A 16,398-nucleotide genomic window follows, 5' to 3' on the forward strand; every position below is an offset into this window, starting at 1 on the left:
ACCGCGGTCACAAGAAACCAGTTCTCTTGTGCGACGAATGCCACGAATTCAGAGAGCTTAAGGTTCCTTAATTAGATACCGGAGAGGGCCGGCAAACCAAGAAACCCTCATTACCACTTAACTTCAAATCAAAGGTTTTGTTATGAAACAGTTAACATTGGCCGTTTTAGCTGCCTTTGCAATTGCAGGTACATGCTCTGCAGCCGTCAAAGACGGTACATACACAAAGACTGTCACCGGGCACAATGCACCGATTACCGTGACCGTTGATATCAAAGGCGGCAAAATTGCTTCCATCGCAACTAAAGACCTGGAAAGCCCGGGCGTCGGTAAAGTTGCTATCAAGAAACTCGAAGACAGCGTTATCAAGAACCAGTCTACAAACATTGATATCGTTTCCGGTGCTTCCGTAACAAGCTTCCAGCTTCTCGGCGCCATTAAGGACTGCTTGAAGCAAGCAGGCGCTGAAAAGGGCGATTTCAACAAGCGCATTACAGACGCTAACAAGGCTCCCGTCACAGAACGTGCTGACGTCGTTATCGTCGGAGGCGGCGGAGCAGGTTTGGCCAGTGCGGTTTCTGCTTTGGAACACGGTGCTAAGGTTATCATCATCGAAAAACTCGGCTTCTTGGGCGGTTCCACTAATGTCTGCGGCGGTGCATTGAACGCCTCCGGCACAAAGTATCAGAAAGCTTTGGGCATCGAAGACAATCCTCAGAAGCATTTCGAACAAACTATGAAGGGCGGTCACAACGTCAGCGACCCGAAACTGGTTAAAGTTCTTGCTGACAATGCTCCTTCCGCTCTCTTGTGGCTTGAAGGCATGGGATTGAAGTTCAATCCTAAAGTCGGCGCAGCTACCGGTGCGCTTTATCAAAGAAGCCACTATCCAAATCCTGCCGGCGGCAACACTTATGTTGTTACCCTCGAAAAACAATTGGCTAAGTACGGTCCTGATAGAGTCAAAGTATTCTTGGAAACTTCGGCTACAGAACTCATCATGAAAGACGGCAGAGTTGTCGGTGTTAAGGCTAAACACAAAGGTCAAGACGTCACAGCCATGGCTGATAAAGGCGTTATCGTTACGACAGGCGGTTTCGGTTCCAACGTTGAATTCCGTCAGAAAGTCAACACAGGTGTTTGGAAAGAAGCTGACCTCGGTAAAGAAATCGGCTGCTCTAACATTGGCGTTGCTGCTCAGGGCCAAGGCCTTCAGTTAGCAGAGAAAGCCGGTGCTGAATTGATTGGCTTGTCTGATATTCAGGTTCACCCGAACGGATCTCCGGGAACCGGCTTGATGCTTGACATCAAGACCTCCGGCAGAAACCGTCTCTTCATCAACACCAACGGAGACCGTTTCGTTAACGAAGGTGCAGCCAGAGACGTATTGTCCAAAGCCGTGTTCGCACAGCCGGGTTCTACATACTGGTTGGTGCAGAACAAGCTCAGATATCCAGACGAAAACGCTATTGACTTGTTAAGCGGACGCACCATGAGAGACATGCTTGCTCAGGGCCGCGTCAAGAAAGCTGCAAATCTTGATGAATTAGCCAAGATCATCAACGTTGATCCGGCAAGATTGAAAGCTGCTATCGAGTCTTACAACCAAGTTGCACGCCACGAAGTTGAACAAGATAAATTCGGCTTCAAAGCAACCCATACTGATGACAGACCAATGGTTGAAGGACCATGGTACGTCGCCAGAAAAGTTCCGACCATCCACCACACCATGGGCGGTATCCACATTGACACAGGAGCTCACGCTGTCAATGCTAAGGGTGAAGTTATTCCGGGACTTTATGCTGCCGGTGAAGTCACGGGCGGTATTCACGGTGCAAACCGTTTAGGCGGTAATGCTGTAGCTGATTTGATGGTATTCGGAAGAATTGCCGGAGCAAACGCAGCTCAAGCAAAGTAGTAAGTTTGGGTTTTTATTTTAGTTCTCCTTGATTTTCAGGCTCTTGTCATTCGATCAGAGCCCTTTTTTTAGGCGTTCGCATGAGAGGAAGAAATGAAGAAAATCATTAATGGATTTTTGACGGTTTTCTTGATTTTTGCCTGTCAAATCGTGCTGGCCGAGCCTTTCAAGATTTACGGAGCTGACTTTACCGGCGATGAAAAAGGTTCCGAGTTTTACGAGAAGACCATCGCCGCAATTCAGAAGGCAGTCTACCCGAGAGAGGTCTCGACTTATTCGACGGACTGGAGAGGGTTGGATCATGCGATTTCGCATAAAGAGGCTGATCTCGTGATTGCCGGAGCGGCTGCCTACCGCAGAAATATTCATTCAGGGCTTAGAGATTTGCTGACTTCCACTGCACCGCTAAGCCCGGATCCTGATCATGTGATGGGTTCCGTGATTTACGTCCTGGCGCAAGATGACCGAATATTTTCTTTGAAAGATTTAAAAGGAAAGATTCTCGGTACGAATAAGCAGGGAGCTTACCGAGGCGAGCTGACGGTTCTCAAAGAGCTTTATGACCAGGGATACGACCCATATCATTTTTTCAGCAAGACCTTATATCTCGGAGATGATGTCAAGGCTCGTTTAAAAGCGCTGGAAGAAGGCCGAGTGGATGCTATCGTGCTCTATGCTTGCTTTGCAGAAAATAAAAGAGCAAAAGGCGAGCCTGATCCGACAGAGCACTTGCGTGTAATCAACGAAAAGAGAAATCCATACAGTGCGTGCGTGACAAGCACACCTTTGTATCCGGGCTTCAGTATTTTGATTCCGCCGCATCTGGACGTGACAACGGTCAACAAGATCTACACGGAACTTGAAAAGGCGAATAAAACGATGCCTAAAGGCTACGAATGGAAAATAGCCAGTGACTTCACGTTGATTGACAATCTATACAGAGACTTGAAGATAGGTCCTTTTGCGCATTTAAATTCTCAGACGATGCAAGAATTTTTTGAGAAATACAAAAACTACTTCTTCATTGGTCTGTTGGCGGTACTTTTTTATATTTACCACAGCATCCGAATCACTTTCTTGGTTCGCAGACGTACACAACAGCTGCAGAATTCTTTTGACCGGGAAAGACAGCTCAAAGACAGAATACAAACCATTGACGGGAAATATCAGGCGTTCAGGAGCAAACAGGAAGTCTCTCAGCTTTGTTCTGCGGTAGCTCATGATATGTCGCAGCCGTTGTCTTCGATTTTGCTTTTTGCAGATACCCTAAAGCAGATGCTTTCTAAAAAAGAAAAAGATTTATCGGTCGATTTCTCTAAAGAACTAGGGGCCATTTCTAAGATAGAAATGCGGGCGGAGAAGCTTAATAGCATCGTTCAACTCGTCAGAGAGTTTGCTAAAGGAGAAACGGTTCTGGAGCACAAGAGCCTTAACAAAGTTATCGGCAGCACAATAGCGGACTTCTTTGCTTTGCATTCCGTAGATCAAACAATTCTGACTTACCAATTGCCGAAAAAAGATTTGGAAGTCTATTGCTCCTCGGACCAGCTGGAGTTGGCAGTAATGAATCTGCTGAAAAACAGTCTCAGAGCAGCCCAATCAGGATTAACGACGCATGTCTTTTTAACCTTGGAAGAGAAAGACTATCGGGCCGTACTGAAGATTTGGGACACTGGTCCGAAAATATCAGAGGAAACTTTAGAAGCCATCCGAGAAAAAACAAGAGGCCGGACCACGATTCAAAAAGGCGGCTTGGGCTTAGGACTAGGCATTGTGAGGTCGATTGTTTCGCTTCATTCAGGAACCATATCTTTTGAAATCAGTCCGTTGGGAGGTCTGGTAGTGGTAGTTGAATTGCCGTTAAGTAAGGTGAATGGAGATGAGTAATTCTTTTGCAAAAGAAGACTGTCTAATTCGTATTCTTGATGATGACCAAGAACTTTTAGAAGCTTTGGAATTTGCCTTAACAAATAAAGGCTGGGCGTGTGAATGCTATTCGGATGCGGAGACGTTTTTTAAAGAACTGGATCCTCAGCAGCCGGGATGTTTGCTGCTGGATATTCAGATGCCGGAAATGGACGGGTTGGAAGTGCAAAGGAAACTGGAAAAACTCGGCAATGGCCTGACGATTATTTTTATGAGCAATTACGGGACTCTGGACACTGCAGTGAAGGCATTCCGCGGCGGGGCTTTTGATTTTTTCAAGAAGCCTATTGTTCCCGATGAACTGTTTGCCGCAATAGAGCGAGGCGTCTGTAAGGACCGAGCCCGATTAGAAGCAAAATTTGAGAGTTCTCCGGCTGGAAAATTGGAAAAACTAACGGATAGAGAAAGACAAGTAGCCGGTGATTTAGCTCAAGGACTGCCGTCTTCGCTGATTTCGGAGCATTTAGGAATTAGTGAAAGAACGCTGGAAAGACACCGTCAAAATATCTTGAAAAAATTTGATGCCCTTACTCTTCAGGAGTTCAGAGAAGAGTACGGCAGAATCAAAAAATAATCTGAATCAATCACAAATGAATACGCGGATACGAGAACTGACTTCTCGTATCCGCGACACCAGGAAAAACTAGATTTCTCTAGTCAATCATTACTTCAACGGAGTTTCCTGAGCGACGTTCGCACCGGCGATGCGGCCGAATACCATAGATTCTGCGTTGTTGCAGGCACCTTGGTAGATCGGACCCCACATAGAACCAAGTTCACCGGCTACGTAAAGACGCGGAATTGGATTGCCGAAAGCATCCAAAACCTGGCCCTTAACGTTCTTTCTTGGACCGCCCTGTGTATTGACCAAGGTTGGATAGAGTTCAACAGCGTAGAAAGGACCGTTTTCGATTGGAGCAGAAATTTCAGGGCCATCGAAGGTGTAAGAGCCTTTGCCTTTGGCGCGGATTGGACGACCGAATTCGGTGTCTTTACCGGCTTTGACGTCTGTATTCCATTTTTCGACAGTCTTCTCTAACTGACCTTCAGGAAGGTTGAGCATCTTGCCCAATTCTGCGATGGAGTTGGCTTTCTTAAGAAGACCCATTTCAACTTCTTTGCTGAGATCTTTGGACCAACGATGCCCTTCTCTGTTGATGGCGTAGCCGGAACCTAAGCTGGAGCCCATCGGTCCTTTGTCTGCGGTGGCCTGGTCGAAAATGAGGTAGCAAGGAATTCTCGGATAGCAATGGCGGACTGCATCCAAGTGAGAAGCAACGTACATCTGGCAGTGGCCGTCAACTTTTTCGCTGCTGAAGCGTTTGCCGTCTTGGTCGACCCAGATATAACCGGCGCCTTTCGGAGAAATAGAAACGCTTGTCTTATAACCCGGATAACGAACGCCGAGGAATGCAGAATAAGCGTTCATATGCCAGAGTTTTGCGCCCATGGACTGTGCCAAACGAAGGCCGTCGCCGGTGTTCCCCGGATTACCGATAGCGCCGATTCCATAGCCCATTGTGTAGTTCTGCAGAGATTCCGGATCGAACTCGTATCCGCCGGTTGCAAGAACAACTCCTTTCTTAGCCTTGATATTTTGTTTTTGGCCGTTTTTCTGAACTTCAACACCAACTACTTCGTCACCGTCTCTGATAATGGCTACGACAGGAGTGGAGAGCATGGTGCGGATGCCGCGTTTTTCAACAGCGCCTTTCAAGAGATCGAAGAGGCAGTCACCGCTTCCTTTCTTAGGACCGCCTTTCTGACCGCGAATACGATATCTCTTGATGGTGTCTGCACCTTCGAGGTTTTTGAAGCCGGAGTAACCGTAAACGAACATGCCGACATTATCACCAAGACCAGTGAGCCAATCGCGGAGTTCAGCTGTTCCTTTGCAAAATGCGTCGAGAAGCTGTTCATCCATTTCAGCGTGGCAGTACTGATAGCTGCCGGCCAGATACTTACGAGCCTGATTGATGTCATCAGGAATCATAAAGCCGCCAGCAGAAACGGCTGTGTTTCCGCCGGGAGCGTCCATTTTTTCGATGATAAGGACCTTGCTGCCGGCATCATGAGCTGTAATAGCAGCGGATGCGCCGGCTCCGCCGAACCCGATCACGACTACGTCGGCTTCATCATCCCATTTTGTATCCGGAGTCAAAGCTTTGGCAGAAGCAGAGGCGACAGAACCGATTGCGAAAGCAGAAGCAACAGATCCTTTGAGGAATTGTCTTTTGGTGATATTCATGTGAAATACTCCAAAGATTGAGAAGTTGTTTTTATAAAAAGAGTTGATTGAGAGACCAAAAACCCATCTCTGAAGAAGAGTCTAGGAATAAAACTACGCGCGTAGTAACGGAATTGAGTTGGGTATAAACGCTTAGGCTTTGAACGCAGATAAGGTGAGACGACTCCTCCTTATGCCGAGTTAAATATTATGCCGAGCAGCTTTTGATTGCCCTTGAAATTTCAATTAAGAGCTTAATTTTCTCGGCATAATATTTGAAGGCAGTGGACGGTTTCCATTCTGACCTCGCTTGAAAAGGTGAACGGAAAATATAGAGGATATCTTCGCTAACCGACTGCAGATGCATTTCTCTCCCCTGATTATCAAGCCCTGCCTCTTGATATGAAAATTCGAAACCTATGCATTCCCTGATTACCAGGGTATTTCCACCACCATTGTTTATGCTTTGATTAATAACCGAGTCATAAAATGGCTAATCTACAAGTTGGTTCATGACTTTTCACAGGAGGAAAAACAGTTGCCTATTTATTTTTGCTTTTCGGCTGCAGAATACTTTGGCCTAATGCAATAATGCTTAATAACTGAAGATGTTTGCAAGGAAGGAGCGAAGGAAGCCATGCTTACAAAATATGTACTTTTCATCTTGTCATTTCTCCTGGCCGTTCCATTGTCTTACGGATATGATCTTCCAAAAGTAGAATTTGATGGAGCCCTCGTCAATAATCTCAGTTCGGATTGGAAGCAAAGAAAACTCAATTTTGATGGCTTAATCAAAATGACCCCGCGCCAAAGGGAAGCCTGCAGGCAAAGATGTTGGACGGTAATGTATATGGATAGACGAGGCCGGACGCTGATTCTCCAGGAAGGTCTTCCAGAGCAAGTTGATCAAGAATTTATTAATGTTATCAATAGGTTACCACCTGCTAAAGAAGCACAGTTTTACAAGGATTGCGTGGACTTCAGAAATGAGCTGTACCGACAAAACAAGCTCCCAGGAGTAGAGGTGATTGCGTTAAGTGGGAAGACGGTCCATATTAAGCCACAATTTCATTGCTCCTTGTATCGAAATAAAGAGATTCACAGAGAGGACATAGCAGATGTTGCTGAGCTCACATGCTATAACACGGAGAGAAGGTTTTTATTTACTCACAATGCTCCACGGCTGATTCCCCAGAGGAATATCGAGCAGCTTGTTTCATTGATGAAACATTTTCTTGACGAGAATTTTTAAAAGCGCCAGAACTTAGAGAAAAGTTCAGGCTTGTGTGTGCTCGGCATGGGAGTAATCTGTAGGGTGCAAGTCCCGAACTCGCCGCTAGTGGGAAGAGTTAGCGAAACTGTAAGGCTCCGCAGTGATGTGCAGGCTGAAAGAAGCAGATAGCGGTGTGAGAGGGACGCAGACAAGCTCCTTTCTACTCGATAGGCGTCTGCACGAGAGGAAGGAATAAAGAAAATCATTAATGGATTTTTGACGGTTTTCTTGATTTTTGCCTGTCAAAGCGTGCTGGCCGTGCCTTTCAAGATTCCGGAGCTGACTTTACCGGGGACGAAAAAGGTTACGAGTTTTAGAAAGACAATTGCGACCATTCAGAAGGCAGTCTCTCCGAGAAAGGTCTCTACTTACTCGACGGATTGGAGAGGACTGGATCATGCGATTTCGCATAAAGAGGCCGATCTCGCGATTGCCGGCGCGGCTGCCTACCGCAGAAATATTCATTCAGGGCTCAGAGATTTGCTGACCTCTACTGCGCCGCCAAGTCCCGATCCGGATCATGTGATGGGTTCTGTGATTTACTTCCTGGCGCAAGATGACCGCATATTTTCTTTGAAGGATTTAAAGAGAAAGATTCAGGGCACGAATCAGCAGGGAGCTTACTGGGGAGAGCTGACGGTTCTTAAAGAGCTGCATGACCAAGGATACGACCCGTATAATTTTTTCAGCAAGAGGTTATATCTCGGAGATGACGTCAAGGCTCGTTTAAAAGCACTGGAAGAAGGCCAAGTTGATGCTATCGTGCTCAATGCTTACTTTGCGGAAAATTAAAGAGCAAAAGGTGAGGCTGATCCGACAGAACAGCTGAGTGTAATCAACGAAAAGAGGAATCTATACACCGCGTGCGTGACAAGTGCACCTTTGTATCCAGGCTTTAGTATCCTGATCCCGCCGCATCTGGACGTGACAACGGTCAACAAGATCTACACAGAACTCGAAAAGGCAAATAAAATCATGCCAGAAGGCTACCAGTGGGAAATAGCCAGTGACTTTACGTTGATTGACAATCTATACGGTGACTTGAAGATAGGTCCTTTTGCGCATTTAAATTCTCAGATAATTCAAGAATTTTTAGCCTTCACCAAGTAATAATTAATTTTTGTTAATTTTGATATAGTTTCAATACTCGATTTGAAAAAAACAGAGCTGTCTTTCTCCTTGTGGGCCTGTTTCTCGCCAGATTCTAGGTCCATGTGTAAAGGACAATGAACGTCTTTATCGTCTGACTCCTGAGTAAATGCAGAATCGTATAAATCACTTAGCTATCGTTATTTAAAAACGAATATTAGAGCTTATGAATAAAAAGGAACTCGCCAATACCATCTGGGCTTCTGCAGACCATCTGCGATCAAAAATAGATGCCTCTAAGTACAAAGATATCATCTTAGGTTTTCTCTTTTATAAATTCCTAAGCCATAGAGAGGTTCAATACCTCATGGATATGTCTTTCGGTGAGGTGCCTGACTTAAAGACCGAACTTGAAAAACCTGCAGTTATCGCCGATATTAAACAATCCTTAGGCTTTTACATTCCTTATAAGCACCTCTATTCAACTTGGGTTCAGAACTCCAGCGAATTGGAATTCTCGCAAATTCAGGATGCCTTCAATGACTTTGAGGGAAACATCTTTTCGGCCTCGGACTCTAACGATGAAAGCGATGTGGCTCTTGAAAAATCTATGAAAGATCTATTCGGAGGTATTTTCTCCGCGATGATCAGCAACCTTGCCGAGCTTGGAGAAAATGGAGCTACAAGAAAAAAAACGGCAAGAAACCTTATCGAATTGCTGGATTTGATTCCTCTGGATGGCCAGCGATCCTACGATGTTCTTGGATTCATCTATGAATATCTGATCGGCCAATTTGCTGCTACGGGCGGAAAAAAAGCTGGCGAGTTCTACACTCCCCATGAGGTTTCTGTTCTTATGTCGGAGATTGTGGCGCATCATTTGCAGGATAAACAAAACATTCGTATCTATGACCCGACCTCTGGTTCTGCCTCTCTTTTATTGAATATCGGCAACAGTATCGCCAAACTGACAGGAGACCGAGACAGCATCGAATATTTTGCTCAAGAACTCAATTCGACCACTTATAACCTGACGCGCATGAACCTCATTATGCGAGGGATTGCCGCTACGAACATTCATACGCGAAATGCAGATACGCTGCTTGAGGACTGGCCTATTGATAGCAAAGATTCAAATGCGCCGTTAAGAGTCAATGCCTGCATCTCGAACCCTCCTTACAGTGCACATTGGAGCACGGAGGGGATGGAAATGGATGTCCGATTCAGTGACTACGGAGTGGCACCAGCAACAAAAGCGGATTTTGCATTTTTGCTCCATAATCTTTACCACCTTACCGATGACGGAATTATGGCAATCGTTTTGCCACACGGAGTTTTATTTCGCGGAGAGGCAGAGGAAAAAATCAGAACAAAGCTAGTTGAAACCAACGTTATCGACACTATTATTGGTCTTCCGCCTAACATCTTCTTTGGCACAGGGATTCCCACAATCGTTATGATCTTGAAAAAAGGAAGAGAAGAAAGAGATATCCTTTTTGTGGACGCTTCGAAAACCTTTGTCAAAGAAGGCAACAAAAACCAGCTCAGAGCACGCGACGTAAAACTCATTGCCGATGTTGTTAACGGCAGGGGAGAAAAAGAAGGCTTCTCCCGAAAAGTAGCTCTAGAAGAGGTTAAAAGTAATGGCTTTAACCTAAACATTCCTAGGTACATCGCTTCTGAACAGGAGCACCCCTTAGATCTTTATGCCACAATTTTCTCAACTATCCCAGCTAGAGATATTGAGCAGTTTGCTGTGTACTGGAAACAGTTCCCTTCTCTAAAGACAGCTTTGTTTGAAAACATTGGAAATGACAATATGAAGGTCAAAGCTGCCAGCGTCAAGGATGTTATTTTCGAAAACTCAGAGGTTACGAAATTCCTAGAAGAATTCTCTAATTCCGTGTCTGCATTTTCTGAATTTTTGGACCAAACCATAATTTCAGATGAAAAAGAATCTCTCGATGTGGATCAGACTGAAACCCTTATTTCAAACCAGCTCTTTGAAATTTTTAATTCTGAGCCCTTGGTGGATCCCTATGCTGTGTACCAAATCTTCATAAACCATTGGGAAAAGATATCCATGGATCTCGAGACCATTCAATCCGATACGTCTTCACTACGCGGATGTAATGGTGAGGATGGAAGAATTATTCCGTTTTCTCTGATTCAAAAGAATTTCAAAGATCTCCAAAACATACTTCAACAGATTTCAACAAAGAAAGAAGAACTAGACTCTTTAGCTCAAGAAACATTATCGAAACTTGAGGATTTGACAGAAGAGCAAGTTTCTTCATGTCCTGCTATCAACGAAGACAAAACTTCCTTTATCTCTTCTAAGGAAGCCAGAGCTTTTCTGAAATCCTTCTCAGATGAGGAAAAGCTTTTGGACCCGGTTTGCATAGCTGTACAGTTCTACATTGATAACAACAAGAAGATAGCTAAAGTTAAGAAGGAAATCAAAGAGCTAGAAGAAAAACTTTGGAAAGAGACAAAGGAAACGTTGGAAAAACTCACCTCTGATGAAATTAACGGATTACTCAGGGAGAAATGGATTGACCCCTTAAAAGCAGAACTACAGAAAGCCGCCCACACAGAATTAGAAAACCTAGAGTTTCAAATCGGAAAGTTAGAAGCTCAATACAACAAAAACTCATGGATTGAAACAGAACAGCAGCTAAGAGAGACTACCTCTCAGCTCTTGGATCTATTTGAACAATTAACTGGACCGCAAAGAGAGATGGAGGCAATTGCTGAAGTAATTCGTCTTCTAAAAGGAGAATGCTATGGCAACGAAAATCCCTAAAATTCGATTTAGTAGGTTTGATGCTGCTTGGGAACAGTGTGAGCTTGGGAGTTTGGCAGAGGTAACAAAATTAGCAGGGTTTGAGTTCACTAAATATGTGAATTATTCGGATAACGGCACTATTATTGCTCTAAGAGGTCTAAATATTAAAGAAGGCCTTCTCGATCTGAAGGACGTGAAATATATTGACGGTAGCGATCTAAGTAAATTAGCTCGAAGTAAATTATTTGTAGATGATATTGTGTTTACTTACGTTGGGACTGTAGGGGAAGTTGCATTGATACCTCAAAATGATAGGTTTTATCTTGCCCCTAACGTTGCAAGGATACGTATAAATAAACCACTTTCTTCGGCCTTTCTCGCTTGCCAACTTGGCTCCCCATTTTTTTATCAACGCATTATTTTCCCACTTATAGCGACTTCTTCTCAGCCTGCTTTGAGTATGCAAAATATTCGTAAATTTAATCTTGGTCTTCCTCAACTTGAAGAACAGGAAAAGATCGCTAGCCTTTTCGCCCAAATAGGAAATGTCATCACTCTTCATCAGAAAAAGCTCAAACACTTCAAAAACTTGAAGGAATCTTTACTTCAAAATATGTTTCCAAGAGAGGGGGAGATTTTTCCCAGGCTTCGCTTTCCTGAATTTACTGACGCTTGGGAACAGCGTAAGTTAGGAGAACTTGGCGAGACACGATCCGGAATTGGATTTCCCGAAAGAGAACAAGGAGGGAAAGAGGGCCTTCCTTTTTATAAAGTATCCGACATGAACCTTCCGGGTAATGAATCTATTATGGTTAAGGCAAACAATTATGTAACGGCAGACCAAATTGCTAGTAACAAATGGTTCCCTATAACAAAAGTCCCTGCAATTTTGTTTGCAAAGGTAGGAGCGGCGGTTCTTCTCAATCGTAAACGGCTTTGCGGGACTCCTTTTCTCTTAGACAACAATACTATGTCGTATTCTTTGGATCCTTCCATATGGGTTACGAATTTTGCTCATGCCTTATTCGAAACTCTTGATCTAACTCAATTGGTTCAGGTAGGAGCTCTTCCGTCTTATGGCAAAAAAGACGTGGAAGCAATACACATTAGTATTCCTACTCTTCCTGAGCAAGAAAAGATAGGAAACCTCTTTTATTTATTAGAAAACGCAATCGCTCTTCATCAGCGAAAGCTAGCTCAGCTTAAGAAACTCAAGACTTGTTTGTTCAATAACTTATTCGTGAATTAATTTTTTCTGCTTATACTCATGTCTCAAGGTACCATTGCATTTAGTTCAGAAAAAGACTTCGAAGATGCATTAGTGAAGAAGTTAACTTCTAAAGGTTGGAAGGAAGTAATCAAGAATCCTGATGAAGACAGTTTAAAAGATAACTTCGCAAAAATTGTCTTCCAGCATAATCAGCAGTCTTCACGACTTAACGGTGTTCCTTTAAATGATGACGAGTTAAACCAGATTATCTCGGCTTTTAACCATAAGAGTCCCTACGAAGTCAATGCTCACCTCCTGGGAGGATCCGTCAACATCAGACGCACCAACCCTAAAGATACTCAAAATTACGGAAAAAACATATCTTTGGATATTTTTTTCCCAAAACAAATCGGCGAAGGAAACAACGTCTACCAGATTGCTAGGCAACCGATCCTTAAGAAACAGGAGAACGCTCTGTCGGACCGGAAAGGTGATCTCACGCTGCTTATCAACGGACTCCCTCTTATTCATATTGAATTAAAAGCGAGCGGGCACAGCGTTGAAGAAGGCATCAATCAGATCGAGTTTTACTTGAAACAGGGGAGATTTACAGGTATTTTTTCGACCGTCCAATTATTTGTATCTATGACTCCTGAAGACGCTCGATATTTTTCTAATCCCGGTGCAAGCACAAGAACCATTAACCGCAAGTTCACATTTTCGTGGGCGGACTTTAATAATCAACCCAAAAATGATTGGCAGAGCATCTCGGAGTCGTTTCTGGCAATCCCTGAAGCTCATCGAATGATCGCGTATTACACCATTGCAGATAAAACCGACGGTCTTCTCAAGGTAATGCGTAGCTACCAGTGCTTTGCGACTCAAGTAATCAGAGATAGAGCTGGACAAATCCGTTCCGCTTCTTTTGTGGGAAATTCTCGCTTAGGGGGATATATATGGCACACTACTGGCTCAGGCAAAACAATGACAAGTTTTAAGGCCGCTCAACTGATTTCTGACGCCAACTTTGCCGACAAGGTTATTTTCGTTTTGGACCGAATTGAACTCGGAAACCAATCTCGTGATCAGTACAACAATTTTGGCGGAGAACAGGGAAAGACGGTCTCTTACACCGCAAATACGGACGCGCTCTCCGAATCTCTCAAGAGCATTAAAACCGATGATAAGCTGATCGTAACCTCTTTGCAGAAACTTGCCTGTTTAGTCAACGATCCAAAAAACGCACCTCTTTTTGAAAAATTAGCCGACAAGAGATTTGCGTTTATTGTTGACGAATGCCACAGAAGTACTTTCGGAGACACCTTTCCGGCAATCCAAAAGAAATTTCAAAATAGCGTATTTTTCGGCTTTACGGGAACCCCTATTAAGGAAGAAAACAAAAAGGCAGACAGTACCACAGTTGATCTTTTCGGCAGCAATTTGCATACTTACACCCTAGCTGACGGCATAAATGATGGAAATGTTCTTCCTTTTAACTGTACGATGGTCAAAACTGTCGATGACGACGACTTGAGAGAGAAAGTGGCCTTGAGAGAGGCCGACGCTAAAACACTAGATGAGGCTCTCGCCGATCCTGAGAAGAAGAAAATTTACAACCGAATCACTGATCCAGGCAAAACCTCTCTTATCACTCTTGAGGGCTACCTTACACGAGCCGAGTTCGGAGAAGAACACAGAAAGAAAGTCGTTGAGGACATTCTCAAGAACTTTGCTCGCTTTACCGTCAACAAGAAGTTTCATGCGATTTTTGCGACTGCCAGTATCGAAGAAGCCATTCAATATTTCGACCTTTTTAATGCGGAAATTGATAGAAGAGGCCTTGATATGCGCGTTACCGCTATTTTTGATCCTCATATTGACTATCACTCAGAAAAGGAAGGAGCCGGACAAAAGGCGGCATTCAAAGAGGATGCAGTGCAAAGAATTATTAACGGCTACAACCAGCAATTCGGGACCTCATGGTCGGATCCTGCTGTTTTTAAAATCGACGTATTGAACCGGCTTGCGCACAAGAAAAGGCATTCTGTATGGCATATCGACAGAGACTCGAGCGATAGGCTTGATATCGTTATCGTTGTCAATCAACTTCTTACTGGATACGATTCTAAGTGGGTAAACACTCTGTTTGTCGACCGGGAACTGGAATATCAGGATCTTATCCAAGCGTTTTCAAGAACAAACCGACTTTTAGACGACGACAAACTTTTCGGGCAGATTCGCTACTATCGCAAACCGCACACGATGCAGCAGAACATCAAGGCTGCTGTCAAGCTCTATTCTGGAGAAAATCCACCGGATATTTTTATCCCTAAACTGCATCAGCAGATAAAAAAAATGGATGAAGTATACAGAGAAATCGAAGAAGTCTTTGCTCGAGCTGGAATCCAAAACTTCTCTTTGCTTCCCGAGGATAAAGCCGCAAAAAGAAAATTTGCCTCAGCTTACGGGCATCTCATTAACACTATTAAAACAGCCAAGCTGCAGGGATTTTCATGGGGAGACGAAGAGCGCACAGAAGTGGATGAATCGACAGGAGAAGCTTTCATAATAAAAGTTCCGTTAGTTACCGAGAAAGTTTTTTCCATTCTCACGCAGCGCTACAAAGAACTCAGATCTGAAGGTAACCCAGGGCCAGGGCCCGGGGGAGATCCAATTCCCTCTCCGCCGTTCCACTTTGATTACGTCCTTAATGTCCAGACCTCTGAGAAAATCAACAAAGATTACTTGAACAGCAACTTCAAGCGCTTTTTGATTGATATTCGTCAAAAGAATATTTCCGCCGAAGAAGAAGAGGCCTTGTACCAGCAATTTCACTCCGGATTCTGCGCTCTTAGTCAGGAGGAGCAAGTGTACGCGGAAATTGTTATCTCTCAAATAAGAAGAGGTGAGCTTCAAGTGGCGCCCGAAGATCAATTTATGGGGTTGGTTTATAAGCTTAAGACGACCAAACAGGAGGAAAATGTCAAGAACTTCACCGAAGCTTTCGATCTAGATGACAAACTGGTAAAGGAAGCCATCCATAATTACGTTCCAGGTCAAATTCTTGATAAAGGTAACAAACTCCAGAAAATAATGAAGAGCGGGGACCCAAGGAAAATTATTGAATTCATGAAAGCAAAAGTGAAGAAACCAACAATTTCCGGCGTGGAAGCTGCCACAGGTTTCAAGTCTCTTCTCGGAGACTTTATTCAAAGCGGAGGAAAACTCGATGTGTTTGAAGACTTTGATTCTTCCTCTGGTTAGAGGCGATCATCCAATGGGAACCTGTTTCCGGTGAACAGAATCCAATAAAGCAAAAGAAATTGAAAAGTACGTCAAAGCTATAAATCAACTAACGAATAATTGGTCCTATTCCTTACCTAATAAGAAGCTCTCGTCTCAAATAAGGAAGAATGCCATAGAAAAAATGGAGTATAGCAATAACGCACGTAGTCGCTTGAAGCTACTGGCTGCGATTGACAGGACAATCCAAAATATGCAGGACATAATTAAGAAATGTTCTGCAAAAAAAACATGATGGTAACCATTGGAAATTTAAAGGAGATAAGGTCCCTGAGTAAGCGACTAGTTTTTTCATTGTTGAATGTCATGGGGAAGAATCCTTGAAAAGGGAGAGAGTGAAATAATTCATTTGGTTTGCTTGAATAACCATGGGGAAAAAGAGAAATTACGCGGCAAGAACGACCAACGAAAGGTTTCGATCCCAATATTTACAGAAGAAGTTGGTCTTTTAACCCTGTTTCAGGGTGAGAAAAGATCTTTTCATCAGCGTGAAGTAAAAATTAGTTTAGAGAGCTCATGGCACGCATAACTAGATCGATATCTTTGCTTTCGAGCTCCTGAATGATATGGAGGTAAGTTTTTTGAGTGGTCGTCATGCTGGCATGACCACCCGTCTTTTACACCTATAAATTAAAGAAGGGCCTGTGAGGCCCCGTCAGCTCTA

At 43.9% G+C, this 16,398-nt stretch carries 10 protein-coding genes; 9 read left to right on the top strand and 1 reads right to left on the bottom strand.

Going from position 1 to position 16,398, the window contains the following annotated elements:
- Positions 1-142: 142 nt before the first annotated feature.
- From RDK53_RS11000 to RDK53_RS11010, 3 genes are all read left to right on the top strand, one after another.
- Positions 143-1,918 carry a flavocytochrome c gene (locus RDK53_RS11000; protein ID WP_308514845.1) on the top strand — a complete coding sequence of 592 codons (1,776 nt, stop codon included), beginning with the start codon at positions 143-145 and terminating at the stop codon, positions 1,916-1,918.
- A 93-nt stretch (positions 1,919-2,011) separates the two neighbouring features.
- Positions 2,012-3,805, top strand: a complete 1,794-nt coding sequence (locus RDK53_RS11005; RefSeq protein WP_308514847.1) for an ATP-binding protein — start codon at positions 2,012-2,014, stop codon at positions 3,803-3,805.
- Entirely contained in the window at positions 3,798-4,418 is a 621-nt protein-coding gene (locus tag RDK53_RS11010) for a response regulator (protein ID WP_308514849.1), read from the top strand. Before RDK53_RS11005 ends, RDK53_RS11010 begins: the two co-directional genes overlap by 8 nt.
- 90 nt (positions 4,419-4,508) lie before the next feature.
- Here the strand turns inward: RDK53_RS11010 and RDK53_RS11015 are convergent, their stop codons facing one another.
- A complete protein-coding gene (locus RDK53_RS11015; RefSeq protein ID WP_308514851.1) occupies positions 4,509-6,092 on the bottom strand; it encodes an FAD-dependent oxidoreductase in 1,584 nt (527 codons plus the stop codon).
- Positions 6,093-6,708: 616 nt separating this feature from the next.
- Between RDK53_RS11015 and RDK53_RS11020 the strand changes: the two genes are divergently transcribed.
- The 6 genes from RDK53_RS11020 (at position 6,709) to RDK53_RS11045 (ending at position 15,695) form a co-directional block, all read left to right on the top strand.
- Positions 6,709-7,323 carry a hypothetical protein gene (locus RDK53_RS11020; RefSeq protein ID WP_308514853.1) on the top strand — a complete coding sequence of 205 codons (615 nt, stop codon included), beginning with the start codon at positions 6,709-6,711 and terminating at the stop codon, positions 7,321-7,323.
- A gap of 237 nt (positions 7,324-7,560) precedes the next feature.
- Positions 7,561-8,136 carry a PhnD/SsuA/transferrin family substrate-binding protein gene (locus RDK53_RS11025; RefSeq protein WP_308514854.1) on the top strand — a complete coding sequence of 192 codons (576 nt, stop codon included), beginning with the start codon at positions 7,561-7,563 and terminating at the stop codon, positions 8,134-8,136.
- A 183-nt stretch (positions 8,137-8,319) separates the two neighbouring features.
- Complete coding sequence (locus tag RDK53_RS11030) at positions 8,320-8,454, top strand: hypothetical protein (RefSeq protein WP_308514856.1); 135 nt, start codon at positions 8,320-8,322, stop codon at positions 8,452-8,454.
- A gap of 205 nt (positions 8,455-8,659) precedes the next feature.
- Complete coding sequence (locus RDK53_RS11035; protein ID WP_308514858.1) at positions 8,660-11,239, top strand: type I restriction-modification system subunit M; 2,580 nt, start codon at positions 8,660-8,662, stop codon at positions 11,237-11,239.
- Positions 11,220-12,470: a restriction endonuclease subunit S gene (locus tag RDK53_RS11040; protein ID WP_308514860.1), complete on the top strand. Its 1,251-nt coding sequence runs from the start codon at positions 11,220-11,222 to the stop codon at positions 12,468-12,470. The genes RDK53_RS11035 and RDK53_RS11040 overlap by 20 nt, the downstream gene beginning before the upstream one ends.
- An 18-nt stretch (positions 12,471-12,488) precedes the next feature.
- Positions 12,489-15,695 carry an HsdR family type I site-specific deoxyribonuclease gene (locus RDK53_RS11045; protein WP_308514861.1) on the top strand — a complete coding sequence of 1,069 codons (3,207 nt, stop codon included), beginning with the start codon at positions 12,489-12,491 and terminating at the stop codon, positions 15,693-15,695.
- Positions 15,696-16,398 lie beyond the last annotated feature (703 nt).

This window comes from uncultured Turicimonas sp., from assembly GCF_902477955.1.
Taxonomy (GTDB): domain Bacteria; phylum Pseudomonadota; class Gammaproteobacteria; order Burkholderiales; family Burkholderiaceae_F; genus Turicimonas.

Excerpts from the sequence above, each read along its gene's own strand:
- RDK53_RS11000 (WP_308514845.1), top strand. The coding sequence starts at position 143 with ATGAAACAGTTAACATTGGCCGTTTTAGCTGCCTTTGCAATTGCAGGT.
- RDK53_RS11005 (WP_308514847.1), top strand. The coding sequence starts at position 2,012 with ATGAAGAAAATCATTAATGGATTTTTGACGGTTTTCTTGATTTTTGCC.
- RDK53_RS11010 (WP_308514849.1), top strand. The coding sequence starts at position 3,798 with ATGAGTAATTCTTTTGCAAAAGAAGACTGTCTAATTCGTATTCTTGAT.
- RDK53_RS11015 (WP_308514851.1), bottom strand. The coding sequence starts at position 6,092 with ATGAATATCACCAAAAGACAATTCCTCAAAGGATCTGTTGCTTCTGCT.
- RDK53_RS11020 (WP_308514853.1), top strand. The coding sequence starts at position 6,709 with ATGCTTACAAAATATGTACTTTTCATCTTGTCATTTCTCCTGGCCGTT.
- RDK53_RS11030 (WP_308514856.1), top strand. The coding sequence starts at position 8,320 with ATGCCAGAAGGCTACCAGTGGGAAATAGCCAGTGACTTTACGTTGATT.
- RDK53_RS11035 (WP_308514858.1), top strand. The coding sequence starts at position 8,660 with ATGAATAAAAAGGAACTCGCCAATACCATCTGGGCTTCTGCAGACCAT.
- RDK53_RS11040 (WP_308514860.1), top strand. The coding sequence starts at position 11,220 with ATGGCAACGAAAATCCCTAAAATTCGATTTAGTAGGTTTGATGCTGCT.
- RDK53_RS11045 (WP_308514861.1), top strand. The coding sequence starts at position 12,489 with ATGTCTCAAGGTACCATTGCATTTAGTTCAGAAAAAGACTTCGAAGAT.